This is a genomic window from Synechococcus sp. MIT S9507 (assembly GCF_047304715.1).
GTDB lineage: Bacteria > Cyanobacteriota > Cyanobacteriia > PCC-6307 > Cyanobiaceae > Synechococcus_C.
Genome location: NZ_CP138970.1, coordinates 1889290 through 1903057 on the forward strand (window position 1 = coordinate 1889290; position 13768 = coordinate 1903057).

9 protein-coding genes and 1 pseudogene are annotated in these 13768 nt (G+C 57.2%); 2 read left to right on the forward strand and 8 right to left on the reverse strand.

Annotation, left to right across the window (positions count from 1 at the left end):
- Positions 1 to 22: 22 nt before the first annotated feature.
- From SIB83_RS09885 to grrP, 8 genes and pseudogenes are all read right to left on the reverse strand, one after another.
- A pseudogene (locus SIB83_RS09885) lies at positions 23 to 538 on the reverse strand (low-complexity tail membrane protein); the annotation flags it as partial.
- Positions 538 to 3933: a translation initiation factor IF-2 gene (gene infB / locus SIB83_RS09890; RefSeq protein WP_413745710.1), complete on the reverse strand. Its 3396-nt coding sequence runs from the start codon at positions 3931 to 3933 to the stop codon at positions 538 to 540. The gene infB and the pseudogene SIB83_RS09885, both read right to left, overlap by 1 nt.
- Before the next feature lie 62 nt (positions 3934 to 3995).
- Entirely contained in the window at positions 3996 to 4277 is a 282-nt protein-coding gene (locus SIB83_RS09895; RefSeq protein ID WP_413405476.1) for a YlxR family protein, read from the reverse strand.
- Positions 4274 to 5719 carry a transcription termination factor NusA gene (gene nusA / locus SIB83_RS09900; RefSeq protein ID WP_413745711.1) on the reverse strand — a complete coding sequence of 482 codons (1446 nt, stop codon included), beginning with the start codon at positions 5717 to 5719 and terminating at the stop codon, positions 4274 to 4276. The genes SIB83_RS09895 and nusA overlap by 4 nt, the downstream gene beginning before the upstream one ends.
- Positions 5720 to 5773: 54 nt before the next feature.
- Positions 5774 to 6241 carry a ribosome maturation factor RimP gene (gene rimP / locus SIB83_RS09905; protein WP_413747353.1) on the reverse strand — a complete coding sequence of 156 codons (468 nt, stop codon included), beginning with the start codon at positions 6239 to 6241 and terminating at the stop codon, positions 5774 to 5776.
- 169 nt (positions 6242 to 6410) lie between these two features.
- Positions 6411 to 7556, reverse strand: coding sequence for a cyclophane-forming radical SAM/SPASM peptide maturase GrrM/OscB (gene grrM / locus SIB83_RS09910; protein ID WP_413745712.1), 1146 nt, complete (start codon positions 7554 to 7556; stop codon positions 6411 to 6413).
- Complete coding sequence (gene grrA, locus SIB83_RS09915) at positions 7553 to 7888, reverse strand: GrrA/OscA1 family cyclophane-containing rSAM-modified RiPP (protein WP_413745713.1); 336 nt, start codon at positions 7886 to 7888, stop codon at positions 7553 to 7555. Before grrA ends, grrM begins: the two co-directional genes overlap by 4 nt.
- Positions 7889 to 7925: 37 nt before the next feature.
- Positions 7926 to 8846, reverse strand: a complete 921-nt coding sequence (grrP, locus tag SIB83_RS09920; RefSeq protein WP_413745714.1) for an extracellular substrate binding-like orphan protein GrrP — start codon at positions 8844 to 8846, stop codon at positions 7926 to 7928.
- 199 nt (positions 8847 to 9045) lie between these two features.
- Between grrP and SIB83_RS09925 the strand changes: the two genes are divergently transcribed.
- Positions 9046 to 9750 (forward strand): response regulator transcription factor, encoded by a 705-nt coding sequence (locus SIB83_RS09925; protein ID WP_413745715.1) that lies wholly within the window; start codon positions 9046 to 9048, stop codon positions 9748 to 9750.
- 183 nt (positions 9751 to 9933) lie between these two features.
- Complete coding sequence (locus SIB83_RS09930) at positions 9934 to 13665, forward strand: glycosyl hydrolase family 18 protein (RefSeq protein WP_413745716.1); 3732 nt, start codon at positions 9934 to 9936, stop codon at positions 13663 to 13665.
- Positions 13666 to 13768: the final 103 nt, after the last annotated feature.

Genomic DNA, 13768 nt, shown 5'->3' on the forward strand with positions numbered 1-13768 from the left:
GGTTGGTCTGCAGGTCGGTCGCATTGATCGGAGCGAGGTCTGCAAACGTCTCATCACTCCGTGACAACAGCCAGATGGACTGAACAATCTGTTGCCACTGCCAGAGCATCAGAGCCAGTAAAGGAGCAGCGATCAGCAACGCTGTGAGTCGGCTGCTGTTCTGCGTGGGCGAAAACTCAGCCACCAGCAGAGCTGAATGATCAATGCTCCAGAACAAGGGAAGGAGCAGCGCAATCCCGATGATCAGAGCCGCTTTCAAACTCAGCGGTTGCTGGATGGCGCTGATGCGGCGTTGATCAACATTGCGCCTGGCAGGGGCAATGCGCACAAGCAGCAGCGAGGCCCAGTCGGGCGGACGACGCCACAGCAGCACCCCCGGCGCGACAACCGCGAGACCCCAGATCAGCAGACGCTCGAGAGCGGGTGCCGGTCCGTATGCGGGTCCTGCCAAAACGAGCCTCATGAGCTCCAGCTCCAGTGGAATGACACCAATGGCCATTAACTGAAGCCAGAGCAGTGGCTCTCGGCGGCTGATCATCAGGTGGTGAGCTTGCGACGCTGTGTGACCATTTTGAAGGCTTCGATGCGATCACCTTCTTGCCAGTTGGCAAAGCGATCGGTGCCAACACCACATTCGAAACCTGTGGCCACTTCCTTGACGTCGTCTTTGTTGCGACGCAGGGAGTCGAGGTCGCCGGCGTAGACGATCTCCTTGCCGCGGTGGACCCGAACCTTGCAGTTGCGCTGAATTTTGCCTGTGGTGACATAACAGCCGGCCACAGCGCTCTTGCCGATGGTGAACACGGCGCGAACCTCTGCTTCACCCAGGGCTTCCTCGACAAGCTCCGGTTCAAGCAGTCCTTCCATCGCCAGCTGGATGTCCTCCAGCAGCTTGTAGATCACGTCGTAATCACGCACGTCCACGCTGTTGGCATCAGCAGCCTTTCTGGCGCCTGAGGCCATCGAGGTGTTGAAGCCGATGATCACAGCTCCGGATGCAGCCGCGAGATCCACGTCGGTTTCGGTGACTTCTCCAGGCGCAGACAACAGAACCCTCACCTGGACCTCGTCCTTGGGCAGCTGCTCCAGAGAACCCAGAATGGCTTCGACAGAACCCTGCACGTCGGCCTTCAAGATGAGGTTGAGCTCCTTGAGCTCTCCCTCGTTGGCCTGACCTGACATTGCGGTCAGTGAAACCCTGCGCGACGCCATCTGCTGAGCAAGGCGCGTCGCTCGAGCGTCCGAGGCTCGGTCGCCAACAACGGCTCGTGCGGATTTCTCATCGGCGTAGACCTCAAACTCATCGCCCGCAGTGGGAACTTCGCTGAATCCGAGCGCTTCAACCGCGAAGGATGGACCGGCGTCCTTCAGGCGCATTCCTGCATCGTCGACCATCGCACGCACTTTCCCCAGCACAGGTCCAGCTGCCACCACATCACCTGTCCGCAAGGTGCCGTTCTGAACCAGGAGTGTGGCGACAGGGCCCTTGGCCTTGTCGAGGTGCGCTTCGATCACCGTGCCTCGGGCCATGCGATCGGGGTTGGCCTGCAGGTCCTCCACTTCGGTGACCAGCAGCAGCATTTCCAGCAGTTTGTCGATGTTCTCGCCCTTGATGGCGCTTACCGGCACCATCACCACATCACCGCCCCATTCCTCCGCCAGCAGATTCTGTTCGGACAGTTCCTGTTTGACGCGGTCAGGAGAAGCGCCTTCCTTGTCGATCTTGTTGATGGCCACAACGATCGGCACTTCCGCAGCGCGGGCGTGGCTGATGGCCTCCAGGGTCTGAGGGCGCACACCGTCGTCGGCCGCCACAACGAGCACAGCCACGTCAGTGACCTTGGTGCCGCGTGCACGCATGGCCGTGAACGCTTCGTGACCAGGAGTGTCGAGGAAGGTGAGCTTGCGCGCCGCGTTGTTGTGCTCGATCTCGACCTGATAGGCACCGATGTGCTGGGTGATTCCACCGGCTTCTCCGGCGGCCACTCTTGCTTTGCGGATCGCATCGAGAAGACTGGTTTTGCCGTGATCGACGTGGCCCATCACGGTTACGACAGGTGGACGTCGGATCAGGTGTTCCCGATCCGCTTCCTCGATCATCTCGACGGTCTTCTTGGCTGCCTCCTCAACGTCGTCCTGAAGGACCGGCACACCGAATTCCTCGGCCACCGTTTCGATCGTGGGCATATCCAGGGTCTGGGTGACCGTGGCGATGATCCCCTTGAAAAAGAGGGATTTGATGATTTCTGAGCTCTCCACGCTGAGCATGTCGGCGAGCTCCTGCACCGTGAGGTTGTCCTCCGGCACAACAATCATCTCCGGCCGCACCTGCTTGGCTTCGCGTGCAGCACGCAATTCCATGGCCCTGCGCCGCTGACGCTGGCGAGCGGTTTCCTTGCGCCGCTTGCGCATGGCCGCCACAGGCTTGGGTGTGGTTCTCTGCTGGGATTTGGGTTTGGCGGGACGAGCAAGGCTCGCCGACAGCACCATGTTTTCCTGCTCACCGGCAAAACCACCGGTCTGAGCTGCCAGCGAATCATCGTTTTCGCCGATGATGTGGACCTTCTGGCGTTGCTTCTGAGGAGAGCGATTGCGCAGTGCCTCGAGTTTCGCGCTGTCATCCCAGTCAGGCCTGCCAGGACGCCTCTGACCTCCTGGACCTGCTCCAGGTCGGAAGCCCGGACGGCGTGGCGCCGTTGCTGGAGAGGGAGTGGGTCGATTGACCGGTGGTGTTGCCTTGGGGCCATCACCACGGGGTGTAACAGGGGTCCCGTCGGGACGGCGTGGAGGAGGGACGGCCGGACGCCCTGTGGGCTTCTGCAGTTGCATGAGCTCACCGGGTGCCACCGGTTTGCGCATGCCAGGCGGCATTGCCGGTCGACTGGAGCCAGGAGCGCCGCTGCGAGGACCGGTTCCCGCCCGTCCTCCTTCGCCGCGGTTGCCGCTGCCGTCGCGTCGGATCGGCTTGCCGACCAATTCAAGAGGGCTGCCTGAGCGACCTGCACCGGGCCGGCCGGACGGTGAACCCGGACGGGTGGGTGCGCCTGGACGTTGTACACCGGTTGGACGCTGTGGCGATCCTGTTCGCTGTCCCCCGGCGGCTCCAGGACGAGGAGTCCCCGGTCTGGAGGGAGCCCCGGTTCCAGGCCTCTTCGGTTGGGGGCGACCCACCAGTTCCGGCTTGGCCGGTCTCTGCGGGGAAGGCACCGTTCGGTTCACCGGTGATTTGGGCTGGGGCCGTCCTGGCGGTGGGGGAGTTGGGCGTGCTCCCCCCTCGTTCGGCGCTCGACGGATTGGAGCCGTATTGCGGGGTTTGGCTGCTGTAGCGGGCGACGGCGCACTGGGTCTCGCCGGCGGCGGTGCAGGTCGGCTGGCGCTGCGAGCTGGAGCTGGTGAAGCAGTGGGTCGCGGGGCGGGCTGCTGCGGCGGCTGGGACTGGCGTTCAACCGGTTTCTGAGGAGGTTGCTTCTGAGCGGTTTCCCTGCGAATCAGTGTCTGTGGCGGAGCCACCGGTTTCTGTGGTGTTGCCTTCGGAGGGGCAGCTGCCTGAGGTGCAGAAGGTTTTGCGGGTGCGGAGGGCCGTGTAGGCGGTCGCTGGGGGGATGTGACAGCGCGGGTGGGGGCTGCCGGTGCAGCAGCCGGTTTTGGTTGAGCTGGCTTAACCGGTGCAAGGGCATCTGGGCTGGCGGCCTTTTTGACCGACAGGATTGATTTCCCAGGTGCGGGTTTCGAGGGAGCTGCAGCCGGGCTGGACGCACCACCACCACCGCTTTTCAGCATCGTGCGGATCTTGCCTGCTTCGGCTTCGCTGATCGAGCTGCTGTGGCTTTTGGCCGCAATGGACAGCTTCTCAGCGGCATCCAGCACGTCTTTGTTGTCCAGGCCTAGGTCCTTGGACAGCTCATAAATTCTGACTTTGCCGCTGCTGGTCATTCAAGTCTCCGGTCGGTCCGGGCACTGGGTGCTCGGGGCACCACACAAGGTGGGGCCAGTGTTCATCTTGCCTCAGCGGCTGATTCCTTGTTTGGTTTCAGTCGCCTTCTCAGCTCCTCAATCGCACTGTCGGGCACCTGGCATCGCAGGGCTTTGTGCAGGCGTTTCCGGCGCTGTGCCTCCTCAAGACAGCTCTCCCTGCGACAGAGATAGGCGGAACGCCCCGTGCCCTGATCGAGGAGAACCCCGTCCCGATGGTCGCGGATGACCCGCCAGAGAATGCTGCGGTCAAACAGCTCTCGGCAGGCGACACAGCGACGCAGGACAGGGCGTGAGGCGTTCACCGGGCTCCTTCCTCGTTGGGGTCATTGACCACCTCTGCGGTCTCGCCGTCCTGGTCAGTGGCGGCTTCCTCTGACGCCGGTTCAGCTGATTCCTCGTAGGCATCAGCCTCTGTCATTTTCTCTTCCGATGCTTCGCTGTACTCCTCATCGTCTTCCGGCAGGGGATACAGCTCACGCAGGCGTGCATCCTCTTCCGCTCTTGCGGCCTGCTCAGCGGCAAGACGTTCCTCGGCTTCACGCTGCAGGGCCTCCTCCTGCTCCCGTTGGGCGATCAGTTCCGAGACAACGGCATCCTCGGCAGCCTGGTCGTATTCACTTGCGTTCTTGATGTCGATCTTCCAGCCGGTTAGGCGTGCTGCCAGTCGCACGTTCTGACCTTCGCGACCAATCGCCAGGCTCAACTGATCCGGAGGCACCAGCACATGGGCATGTTGGCCGACGGGGTCGACGAGCCGAACCACATCGACCCTTGCAGGGCTGAGCGAGTTGGCGATGTACTGGCCAGGATCCTGCGACCAGCGGATGACATCGATTTTCTCTCCGCGCAGTTCATTCACCACCTGCTGAATCCTTGAGCCGCGGGCGCCGATGCAGGCCCCGACGGGGTCCACCTCACGCTCGATGCTGTCCACGGCAACTTTGGTGCGGGGACCGACAGATCGAGAAGGGGGGTTGGCCTCCCTTGCAACGGCAACAATGCGCACGGATCCTTCCTGGATTTCCGGCACTTCGTTTTCAAACAGATACACCACAAGACCGGCATTGGCTCGGCTCACGAAGAGCTGGGGACCTCGCCTTGGGACCTCGCTGACTTCTTTAAGAAAGACTTTGAAGGTGGCGTTAGCGCGGTAGTTGTCGTTGGGCAGCTGATCACGACGAGGAAGCTCCGCTTCCACTTCAGGGCGGCCCAGGCCTGAACTCACAGCCATGATCACGGACTGGCGTTCGAAGCGGATCACTCGCGCCGTCAGGACTGGATCCTCAAGGTCGGCGAATTCCTCCTGAATCATCCGCCGCTGCTGATCACGCAGCTTCTGAGCCAACACCTGCTTGGTTGTGGCCGCAGCCATGCGGCCGAAATCCTCTTTCTCCGGGGTGACATCCAGCACAACCGTGTCGCCAGCCTGGGCGTCTTCGGCCACCTGCATCACCTCAGCCAGTGCGATCTGGTGGTCTTCGCTCTCAACCTCCTCCACGATGATCTTGCTGGCGAGGACCCTGTAACCCTCTTCCTCCAGATCGAGCGCGACATCGAAGTTGCTGAAGTACTCCTCGTCAAACGGGTCTTCCCCGATTCCCAGGTACAGGGTGCGGCGGTAGCGCTCATAGCCCTTGAGCAGTGCCTCCCGCAAAGCGGCTTCAACCACCTGAGGAGGAAGCTTCTTCTCCTCACTGATGTCATCAATCAGGTTGCTGAGGCCGGGAAGAAGAACGAGTGCCATGACAGAGACGAGGAGGAGTGAAGGAGAGGAAAGTCGAGAGCGGTTGTGATCTGTTCAGCCTGTGGGGCTTGTGAGTTCAACGCTGATCACTGAATCCCTCGGGATCCGTTTGACTCGGCCGCGCATGTTGATTTGCACGTGGTCTTCGGTGCGTTCCAGCAGAGTTCCTGACAAACGCTGTTCCCGGCCTTCGTCGTCCTGATGGACGACATCAACTGGATAGCTCCGGAAGGTTTGAAAATCCCTGTCCGACTGGAGTCTGTCCCCAATCCCGGGACTGCTGATCTCCAGAACATAAGCCTCCGCGAGCAAGGCAGAGGCTTCGATGGCCTCTCCCATCGGCGCGCTGAAACCCGCGCAGTCATCCAGGGAAACGTCATCTCCATTGCTGCGTCGGATCTGCAGCTGAAGGGTCATCGGCTGCAGATGTGTCAGCACCTGGGCATTGACCAGTGAAAATCCATGGCTTTCAGCCGTGGCCTTGGCCAAAGACGTTAGATCCGGAAGAAGTGGATGGGGCAAGGGCGCAGGAAGGGTGGTCTCGGGCTCAGGCCCGATGGTGGATGCGTTGATCACCCTCCCGGAGAGAGGATCTCACCAGGCCGTTAATCCAATTTAAAGGATTGTCGCCCCCCCCCCAAAAAAAAAATCTCCGAACGGAGTTCGGTCACCTGTTGATCTCCTGCCCTGTTCAGGGCCCGGCTGCAGTTTCGAGCTTCTCCAGCAGCACATCCACGGGGATCTGACTGGAAAAACGACATGCACAGGTCTCTGTGGCGTCCAGACTGCCGTGCTCCCAGTATTTGTTGCTGCCGGTTCCACCACCGCAGAACCCGTAGTACTCGCATTCCTGTTTGCATCGCTTCATTCCGGAAGACATGTCACGAAGCAGTTTCTGAAACGGTTCCGTCCTGGTGGCTTCCATCAGAGACACATCGCGGATGTTGCCCAGATTGAACAGGCCATAGCGTTCGGTTTCGACCGACAGCAGTTCCGGATCGAAGGTTGAGAAGTTGCCTTTGGCATCCACGCTGAGAATCGCGTAGGGCCGATTCATCTCGTTTTGCAGCAGGCGTTGTCCCCCGGCGATCATGCCCATCACCTGATCGAACTCACGAACCTGGATGGGGAAACCATCCTTTTCATTGCAGGCCCAGAAGCGTGAAAGGAAGTCGCGATACAGCTTTTCCTTCAACAGGCCCTGCATGGACGAGCTGGTGTGGACTCCCTCCTGCTCCTCCACATTGAAACCGAGCTGATGAATCCCTTCATCACGGAAGAAGGCGTACATCCGCTCCGGTTGCTCGAGAGCATCGGCGGTCAGAACAGCAATCGCATGGAAGTCGATTCCGCGCTCACGCAGGGTGCGGATACCGCGCATGGTCTGGGCGTAAGAGCCCTTGCCGTTTCTGAAGCGGCGGTGGCTGTCGTGAATGTCCTCAGGCCCGTCGACACTCACTCCAACCACAATCCTGTTGCGCACAAAGCAGTCACACCAGTCTTCGTTGATCAGCGTTGCGTTGGTTTGCAGATGTTGTTCGATCACCACCCCCTGCTCCTGCAGACCGGCTGTCTGGCGCTGGATGATCGCGCTGGCCTGGTCATAGAAGCTGGTGGGCAGGGTCAGCGGTTCGCCGGCGTGCCAGAGAATCGAGAGATGGGGCCCCCAGAATGGGCTTTCATAAATCCTCTCCAGCAGCAGAGGTAACTGCTGCTGGAGGTTGAACACATTGCGCCGCTGGCGATCGGGGAGGTAGCAGTAGCTGCAGTCGAGGTTGCAGAGCGACGTCGACTGGATCACCAGCAGACCGATCGGGCCGTAGTCGGAATGCTTCACCAGTTGGTGAATCCACCGCGGTAGGCGTTGGCGAAGCCGCCACGGCCACCATTTGCGAAGCCCCTGCGAGCGCCGCCATTGCCCCAGGCCCGGCCGCCGCCGTTGCCCCAGGCCCGGCCGCCGCCGTTGCCCCAGGCGCGAGCGATCTGCTCGTCAGTCAGAACGCCATTGCGTTGCATGACGGCCCAGGCTTCGGTGCTCATCCGCTCGATCCGCTGTTCAAGGGAGTTGCCCAGATCGGGTTCGTTGTGTACGGCGGCTCTGGACGATTCACAGAGCACCGCACTTGTTGCCAGAACGGCGGCGAAGGTGAGAAGGCTTGTCTTGTTCATGGTTGACAGAAAAAAATGGATCAATTACGGCTCAATATCAGGACTGCGGATTGAATTCAGCGGCAGTGGAGAGCACGATCGTGAAGAAGCGGTTGATCTGCTCGTCTTTGAGTCCCACGGTGCTGTCGGTGCCGATCCAGGTGTTGATGGCCGAGCGGACTCCGTCGTCGTCGTTGATGTATCCGGAAAGCAGGCGACCAATGCCCAGATTGCTGATGTTGAGCAGATGGGGAGTGGTGTCAGCCACCACGCAACCCACTCCGGAACGGGCATAGGGCCTGTCTGGAACAAGTGCTGCCTCAGGTGCGGTCTCAGCCTGGTTGGCTCTCAACCAGAGGCTATCGCCGCCAAGAATTTCAACGTTGCCGTCCTTGAGAGCCGCCAGAGCTTGATCAGGCGTGTCGAAAAACTGGAATTTGGCGTCATCAACCGATTCCGCCAGAACGGTGGCCGCCATGCTGTCTTTCACAACTCCGACTTTTTTTCCGCTCAGGCTGTCCGGAGTGCCATCAATGCCGTCCGGGGCGAGCAGCCTGACTCCACCAACAGAGAAGGGCAGTGTGTAGGTCAGAGAGCGCTGTCTCTCCCAGGTGAAGGCCACGCCGCAGGCGATGTCAGCAGCTCCTGATCGGATCATGTCCAGACCTTCGCGGGCGGAACCTGCCGCGACGGGCTCGATGCTCACCTCCTTGTCTTTCTTCTTCGGCGACACATTGATCTGATCCCGGATTGCTTCGAGAACAACAAAGGAAAGGCCGTCGTAGTTGTCTCCCTCCTTCTTGACCATCGGCAAGGCATCACCAATGACCACCGCCCTCAACTTGCCACTGTCATAGACATTCGCTTCAGATGAACTCTCGGTGGAGTTATTCGCTTCAGTCGTTTCGTTCTGGCACCCCACAAGGGCGATTGTGGAGAGAGCGAGCAGGCCGGTTGCGGCCTTGTGGATCAGGCGCATTGTGATGACACGGTCGGATCGGATTCAACACACCACTAGGCACGGTCTGCGCAAGCGGCCAGTTCGAGAATTGGGAAACCTGCCCGATCAGGATCAGCCGAAGGGCATCCCTCTGTCGTTTTGACTGATGCCGGTGGCATGACTCCTGTCGCCCGGTTCATGTCCCATTCAGAGAAGGCGAAAACAGTGGAGCTGATCAGTGCTGATCACCATTAATGAGTCATTCCGGCTCCTGAGCGAGCATTTGAGAGACCTCTCCGGCAGTCATCGGATTCTTGTTGCTACGGCGAATCGTCCCTATGCCCTGGCCTTGGCCAGTTTCTTCGCTCTGCAAAGCACGGACCAACCATGTCCTCTGATCGGCATCGCTTCGACCCATGAAGAGGCTCTGTCCTGTCTGGATGGAATCAGCGAACCCGTGCTGGCCTTCGTCAGCGAGCAGCTTGAGGAAGGCCGGGGGCTGGATCTGGTTGTCGACCTCAAACGGCGTTCGGTATCGGAGTCTCCGATCGCCACGGTGTTCACGCTCATGGGAGCGGATCCCACCCTGATGCGGGAGGCTCTCGCCAGTCCCACGGATGTGGTTCTCACACAACGGAGTCTTGATCTGACATCGATTGCCAACGCAATGAAGTCGATCCAGGCAGGTGAGCGTTTTGTTGATCCATTCATCCCATATGCCATTTGTCATAGAGATCCACGCGACGCGCAAGCCCTTTCAGATCGAGAACGCATGGTGCTGACCTTGCTCTGCGACGGCATGACCAACAAGGAAATTGCTGAGGAGCTTTGCATCGCTGAAACCACCGCAAGGGGGCACGTGCAATCGATCATGCGCAAGCTGAACGTGAAAGACCGCACTGCAGCAGCGGTTGAAGGAATCAGACGCCACTGGGTTGACTGAAACAATCTCAACCACTGCCACAGGTGTGACGCATTGTGTGACTCAATGATTTCAAGGTTGTGAATATCAAGTGAATGCGTCGTTGATAGTTGTGTCTGGATTCAACTGAAAACCCTAAAGATGAAGGGTTCTGGATTTCATTCTCAGCGGCAATGATTCAACTACCTCGCACAATCTTGATCCATGGCAACTTTCACCGTTGGCGACTTTAGTCAGGACATTCTTGGCTTTGATTCTGCAAACGATCAGCTGGATTTTTCTGATATTTCTGTGCATAGCTTGATCATTGGACAAGATGAAGACGGTTTTGCGACGATTGTTTTCCCTTGGCAACCCGATCAATATCAGCGAATTCTCGATGTCGATGGACAGGGGATTCGTTGGGAAGAATTAAGTGAGCGTAATTTTGCTCCTGTTGGTAACGAGCATTTGCGGCAGGATGTGGGTGGAGTCATGTCTTGGGAGAGCAAGATAGGACCCGCTTTTGATCCTGGTAATGAGAGTGTTGGCAACACTGTATATATACGTTCGCATGAAAAAAATAGTGTCACAACGGTTGATGGTTTTGACCCTCGTTTGGACAAAATTAATTTCCTTTATTTTGGTACTCGTGAGCGCCTGACAGTTGAAAATGTTGGTTCGGATTTGGTTATAAGCTCTGAGCCTCTTGGGCAAAAGTTTATTTTTTCTGATGTTCAGAAGGAGGATTTGATTGGAGCAAATCTAGAATTTCATTTTGACCAGATCGAGGAAGACCTTCTTGATCGAGCTTTTGGCTTCAGTCCTGAACAGCTTGCCTTGGTAGACCGAACAAGTCTGTTCACTCCTGATGGTGGTTTGACTGATGGTTCGCAAACTCGGCCAGGAGAATTTGTCACAGCTTTCGGTGAAGCTCCCGGTCAGCCCACGACACTCGATGAGAGTAATCGTTTGATTCAGGAGCGAGCTGATCAGGATCAGTCGACTGCATTAATCGAATCGATGCCCATGACTGCTGAGTCTCAGCAGTCGTCCGACGGGATGGATTCAATGCCTATGGATATGGTTTCTCCGGATCTTTCCAATGTGGTGATGAATCTGCCGGGCGGTGCCAATCCTCACAACAGTTGTCTTCAGCTCGATGTGAATGGATCTCTGTGGTGGGGTGGTGGGATCAGCGGCGATCTGATCATCCGAAACCCGATGGGAGTAGCGGTGGAAGATTGGGAAGTTTCCTTCCTTACTTCGCATAGTCAGTTTGAAAGTTGGTCTGGAGATGTTCAGGTTTCGGATGCAGGAAATGGCCTCAACAGAGTTACATTCAATCCTGCTGATTGGAATGGAACGATTCCAGCGAATGGTGAGATCTCAATCAGCTTCAATGCCCAGGGTGAGGGGCTTCCTGACAGTGGAGCTCTGACCAGCTCAGACTTCTTCACTGGTGCCGCTGTTTCTGCTGCCCCTGTTGATACATCGACATCACTGCCTTCTCCAGCGCCTGCCCTCTCTTCTGATCTTGAGGCGGTGGAAGAGCAGGCGCTTGCTTCTTCTGGTCCATCACTTCAGCCAGGGGATCCCGCTGAAATCGCAGATGCATTGATGACTGGAGGCGATGCTGATCCATCGGCTGACCCATCGCTGCTGAATGACATCGCTGAGGCGGCCACTGTGCAGGCTGATTCCAGTGGCAATCCGCTCAGTCTCGAGGTGAGCGGGAACTTGTACTGGGGTGGCATGAGTGGAATTCTCACCATCACAAACACTTCAGAGCGCGCAATCGATAATTGGTCTGTCAGTTTCGAGACCCCCCACAGTGATTTTCAGAGCTGGGCTGGTGGTGCTGACATCGATGTATTGCCAGACGGCGGCAGCCAGGTGACCCTCACCCCTGCTTCCTGGAACAGCGAGATCGCCGCCGGTCAAAGCATCGATGTGAGTTTCAATGCGGTCAGCGAGGGACTTCCAAACAGCGGAGAACTCACCAGCGATCTGTTTTTCAGGGCAGAGAATGTTTCTCGTTCAGCAACCATCGTTGCCAACGAAACGTCAGGTGAAGTTCTGCCGATTGGAGGCACGGCAGAGACTCAAGAAGTTCCTGAAGCCGATGCAAATGCAACAATAACGTCAGAATTTTTGTCTGCAGACCCTGATGAGATTTCAGCAAATCTGCAGGTTGCAGATCAACTTGATTATTCCAATTCATTAAACACCGTTGCCAAAGAAGCGTCGGCTGAACTTCTGCTCAATGGGGGTTCGGCGGATGCCGCAGAACGTTCTCAAACTGATGTGGCTGTAACGTCAAGGTCAGACCTTCTCTCTGCCGGATCTGGTGAGATTTCAGCAAACCTGCAGGTTGCAGATCAAGTTGATTCTTCCAATTCACTGAGTCCGTCCAGCCAGGAGATCAACAGTCCAGAGAAGAAAGTCGTTGCTTATTTCGAGGAATGGGGGATTTACGAACGTGATTTTCTTGTGCAAGACATCAATGTCGAGCAACTCACCCATATCAATTATAGCTTCTTTGATGTGAAAGCCAACGGTGATGTGAATCTGTTCGATCCATGGGCGGCTGAGGACAAGAGATTCACAGCAGATGAGCAGGTTAATCGAACATTCTCAGCGGCTGAATGGCAGGACCTGGATTGGGAACGGCGTAATGCATATGTTGATGGCGGTGAGTTCACGTCCATCACTAATTCTGATGGATCTGTGACCGTGACGGGTGTTCCGGTGGGCTGGAGCACGCCTGTTGAATATGTGGGTAATCTGCGCCAGTTCGACCTCGTTAAACAGCTTTATCCTGATATTAATCTGGGATTTGCTCTCGGTGGCTGGACCCTGTCGGATGAATTCAGTTTGGCAGTTGATTCTGCCTCTGGCCGAGATGGCTTCACTGACAATGTTGTTGACATTTTCAAGCAATATGATTTTTTCAATACTGTTGACTTTGACTGGGAATACCCCGGTGGTGGGGGTGATTCGGGAAATGCCTCCAGTTCTGAAGATGGTGCAAACTTTGCGTTAACTCTTGAGCTTTTGAAGGGCAAGCTTGACGAACTTGAGCAGTCAACAGGTGAAAATTATGAGGTTTCGATTGCCACTGCTGGGGGGGCAGACAAGCTTGCCAATCTGAATCTTCCAGGGATTGATCCCTATGTTGATTTTTACAATGTGATGACCTACGACTTCCATGGAGGCTGGGAGTCAGTGACTGGTCATCAGGCAGCCATGGTCAATGATCCTGGTGGCTATGACATCGCTACGGCAATTGAACAGTTCGAAGTCAATGGTGTTGATCTGAATAAGGTGGTGCTTGGAGCTCCTGCCTACACACGAGCCTGGGGGAATGTGCAGGCTGGAGACACATTCGGTTTGGGAAACTCCGGTGATGCACGACAGGCTCCTGGCTCTTATGAATCGGGGAATTACGACCAGAAGGATCTGATCACTGGTGTCACCGACGGACGTTATGAATTGATCTGGGATGACGATTCCAAGGCAGCTTTCGTTTACAACGAAGACACTCAGGTCTGGAGTTCGATTGAAACTCCAGCCACCATCGCCGGCAAAACGGCTTATGTCGATGAAATGGGACTAGGGGGCATGATGTTCTGGGCTCTTTCCAACGACAGCAGTGGTGATCAGAGTCTGATCGCGTCGGCGTCTGACCTGCTTCTTGGCGGTGCCAGCTTCGATGAGGTGATTTCGAGAAGCGAACCGTTCGATTCTGTTATTGGCGGTGATGGTCATTTCGGTCTCGACGATTTCGTCGAGTCGCCGACAGTCGCTTCCAGTCAAGGCGTGATCAGTGCTGATCCCGATCTGTTCAGTGCTGGCTCGCCTGCGAGCCAACCCATCCCCCCAGGTCAGGAGTTTGACAACCCCCTCAACGCTGACGCTTTTTCGACGGTTGTTGATTCCAGCCAAATGTTCTGATTGGCCCCTCTAGCGTGAGCGCAGTTCTGACGCTCACGTCTGTGGCTCCTGGTCGGATAACCAAGCAGGTGGTCCTCGGCTGGCCGGGGACCTTTTTGCTGAT

Bases quoted from the DNA above. Each gene is read 5' to 3' on its own strand.
- infB (WP_413745710.1), bottom strand. From the start codon at position 3,933: ATGACCAGCAGCGGCAAAGTCAGAATTTATGAGCTGTCCAAGGACCTA.
- nusA (WP_413745711.1), bottom strand. From the start codon at position 5,719: ATGGCACTCGTTCTTCTTCCCGGCCTCAGCAACCTGATTGATGACATC.
- grrA (WP_413745713.1), bottom strand. From the start codon at position 7,888: ATGAACAAGACAAGCCTTCTCACCTTCGCCGCCGTTCTGGCAACAAGT.
- grrP (WP_413745714.1), bottom strand. From the start codon at position 8,846: ATGCGCCTGATCCACAAGGCCGCAACCGGCCTGCTCGCTCTCTCCACA.
- SIB83_RS09930 (WP_413745716.1), top strand. From the start codon at position 9,934: ATGGCAACTTTCACCGTTGGCGACTTTAGTCAGGACATTCTTGGCTTT.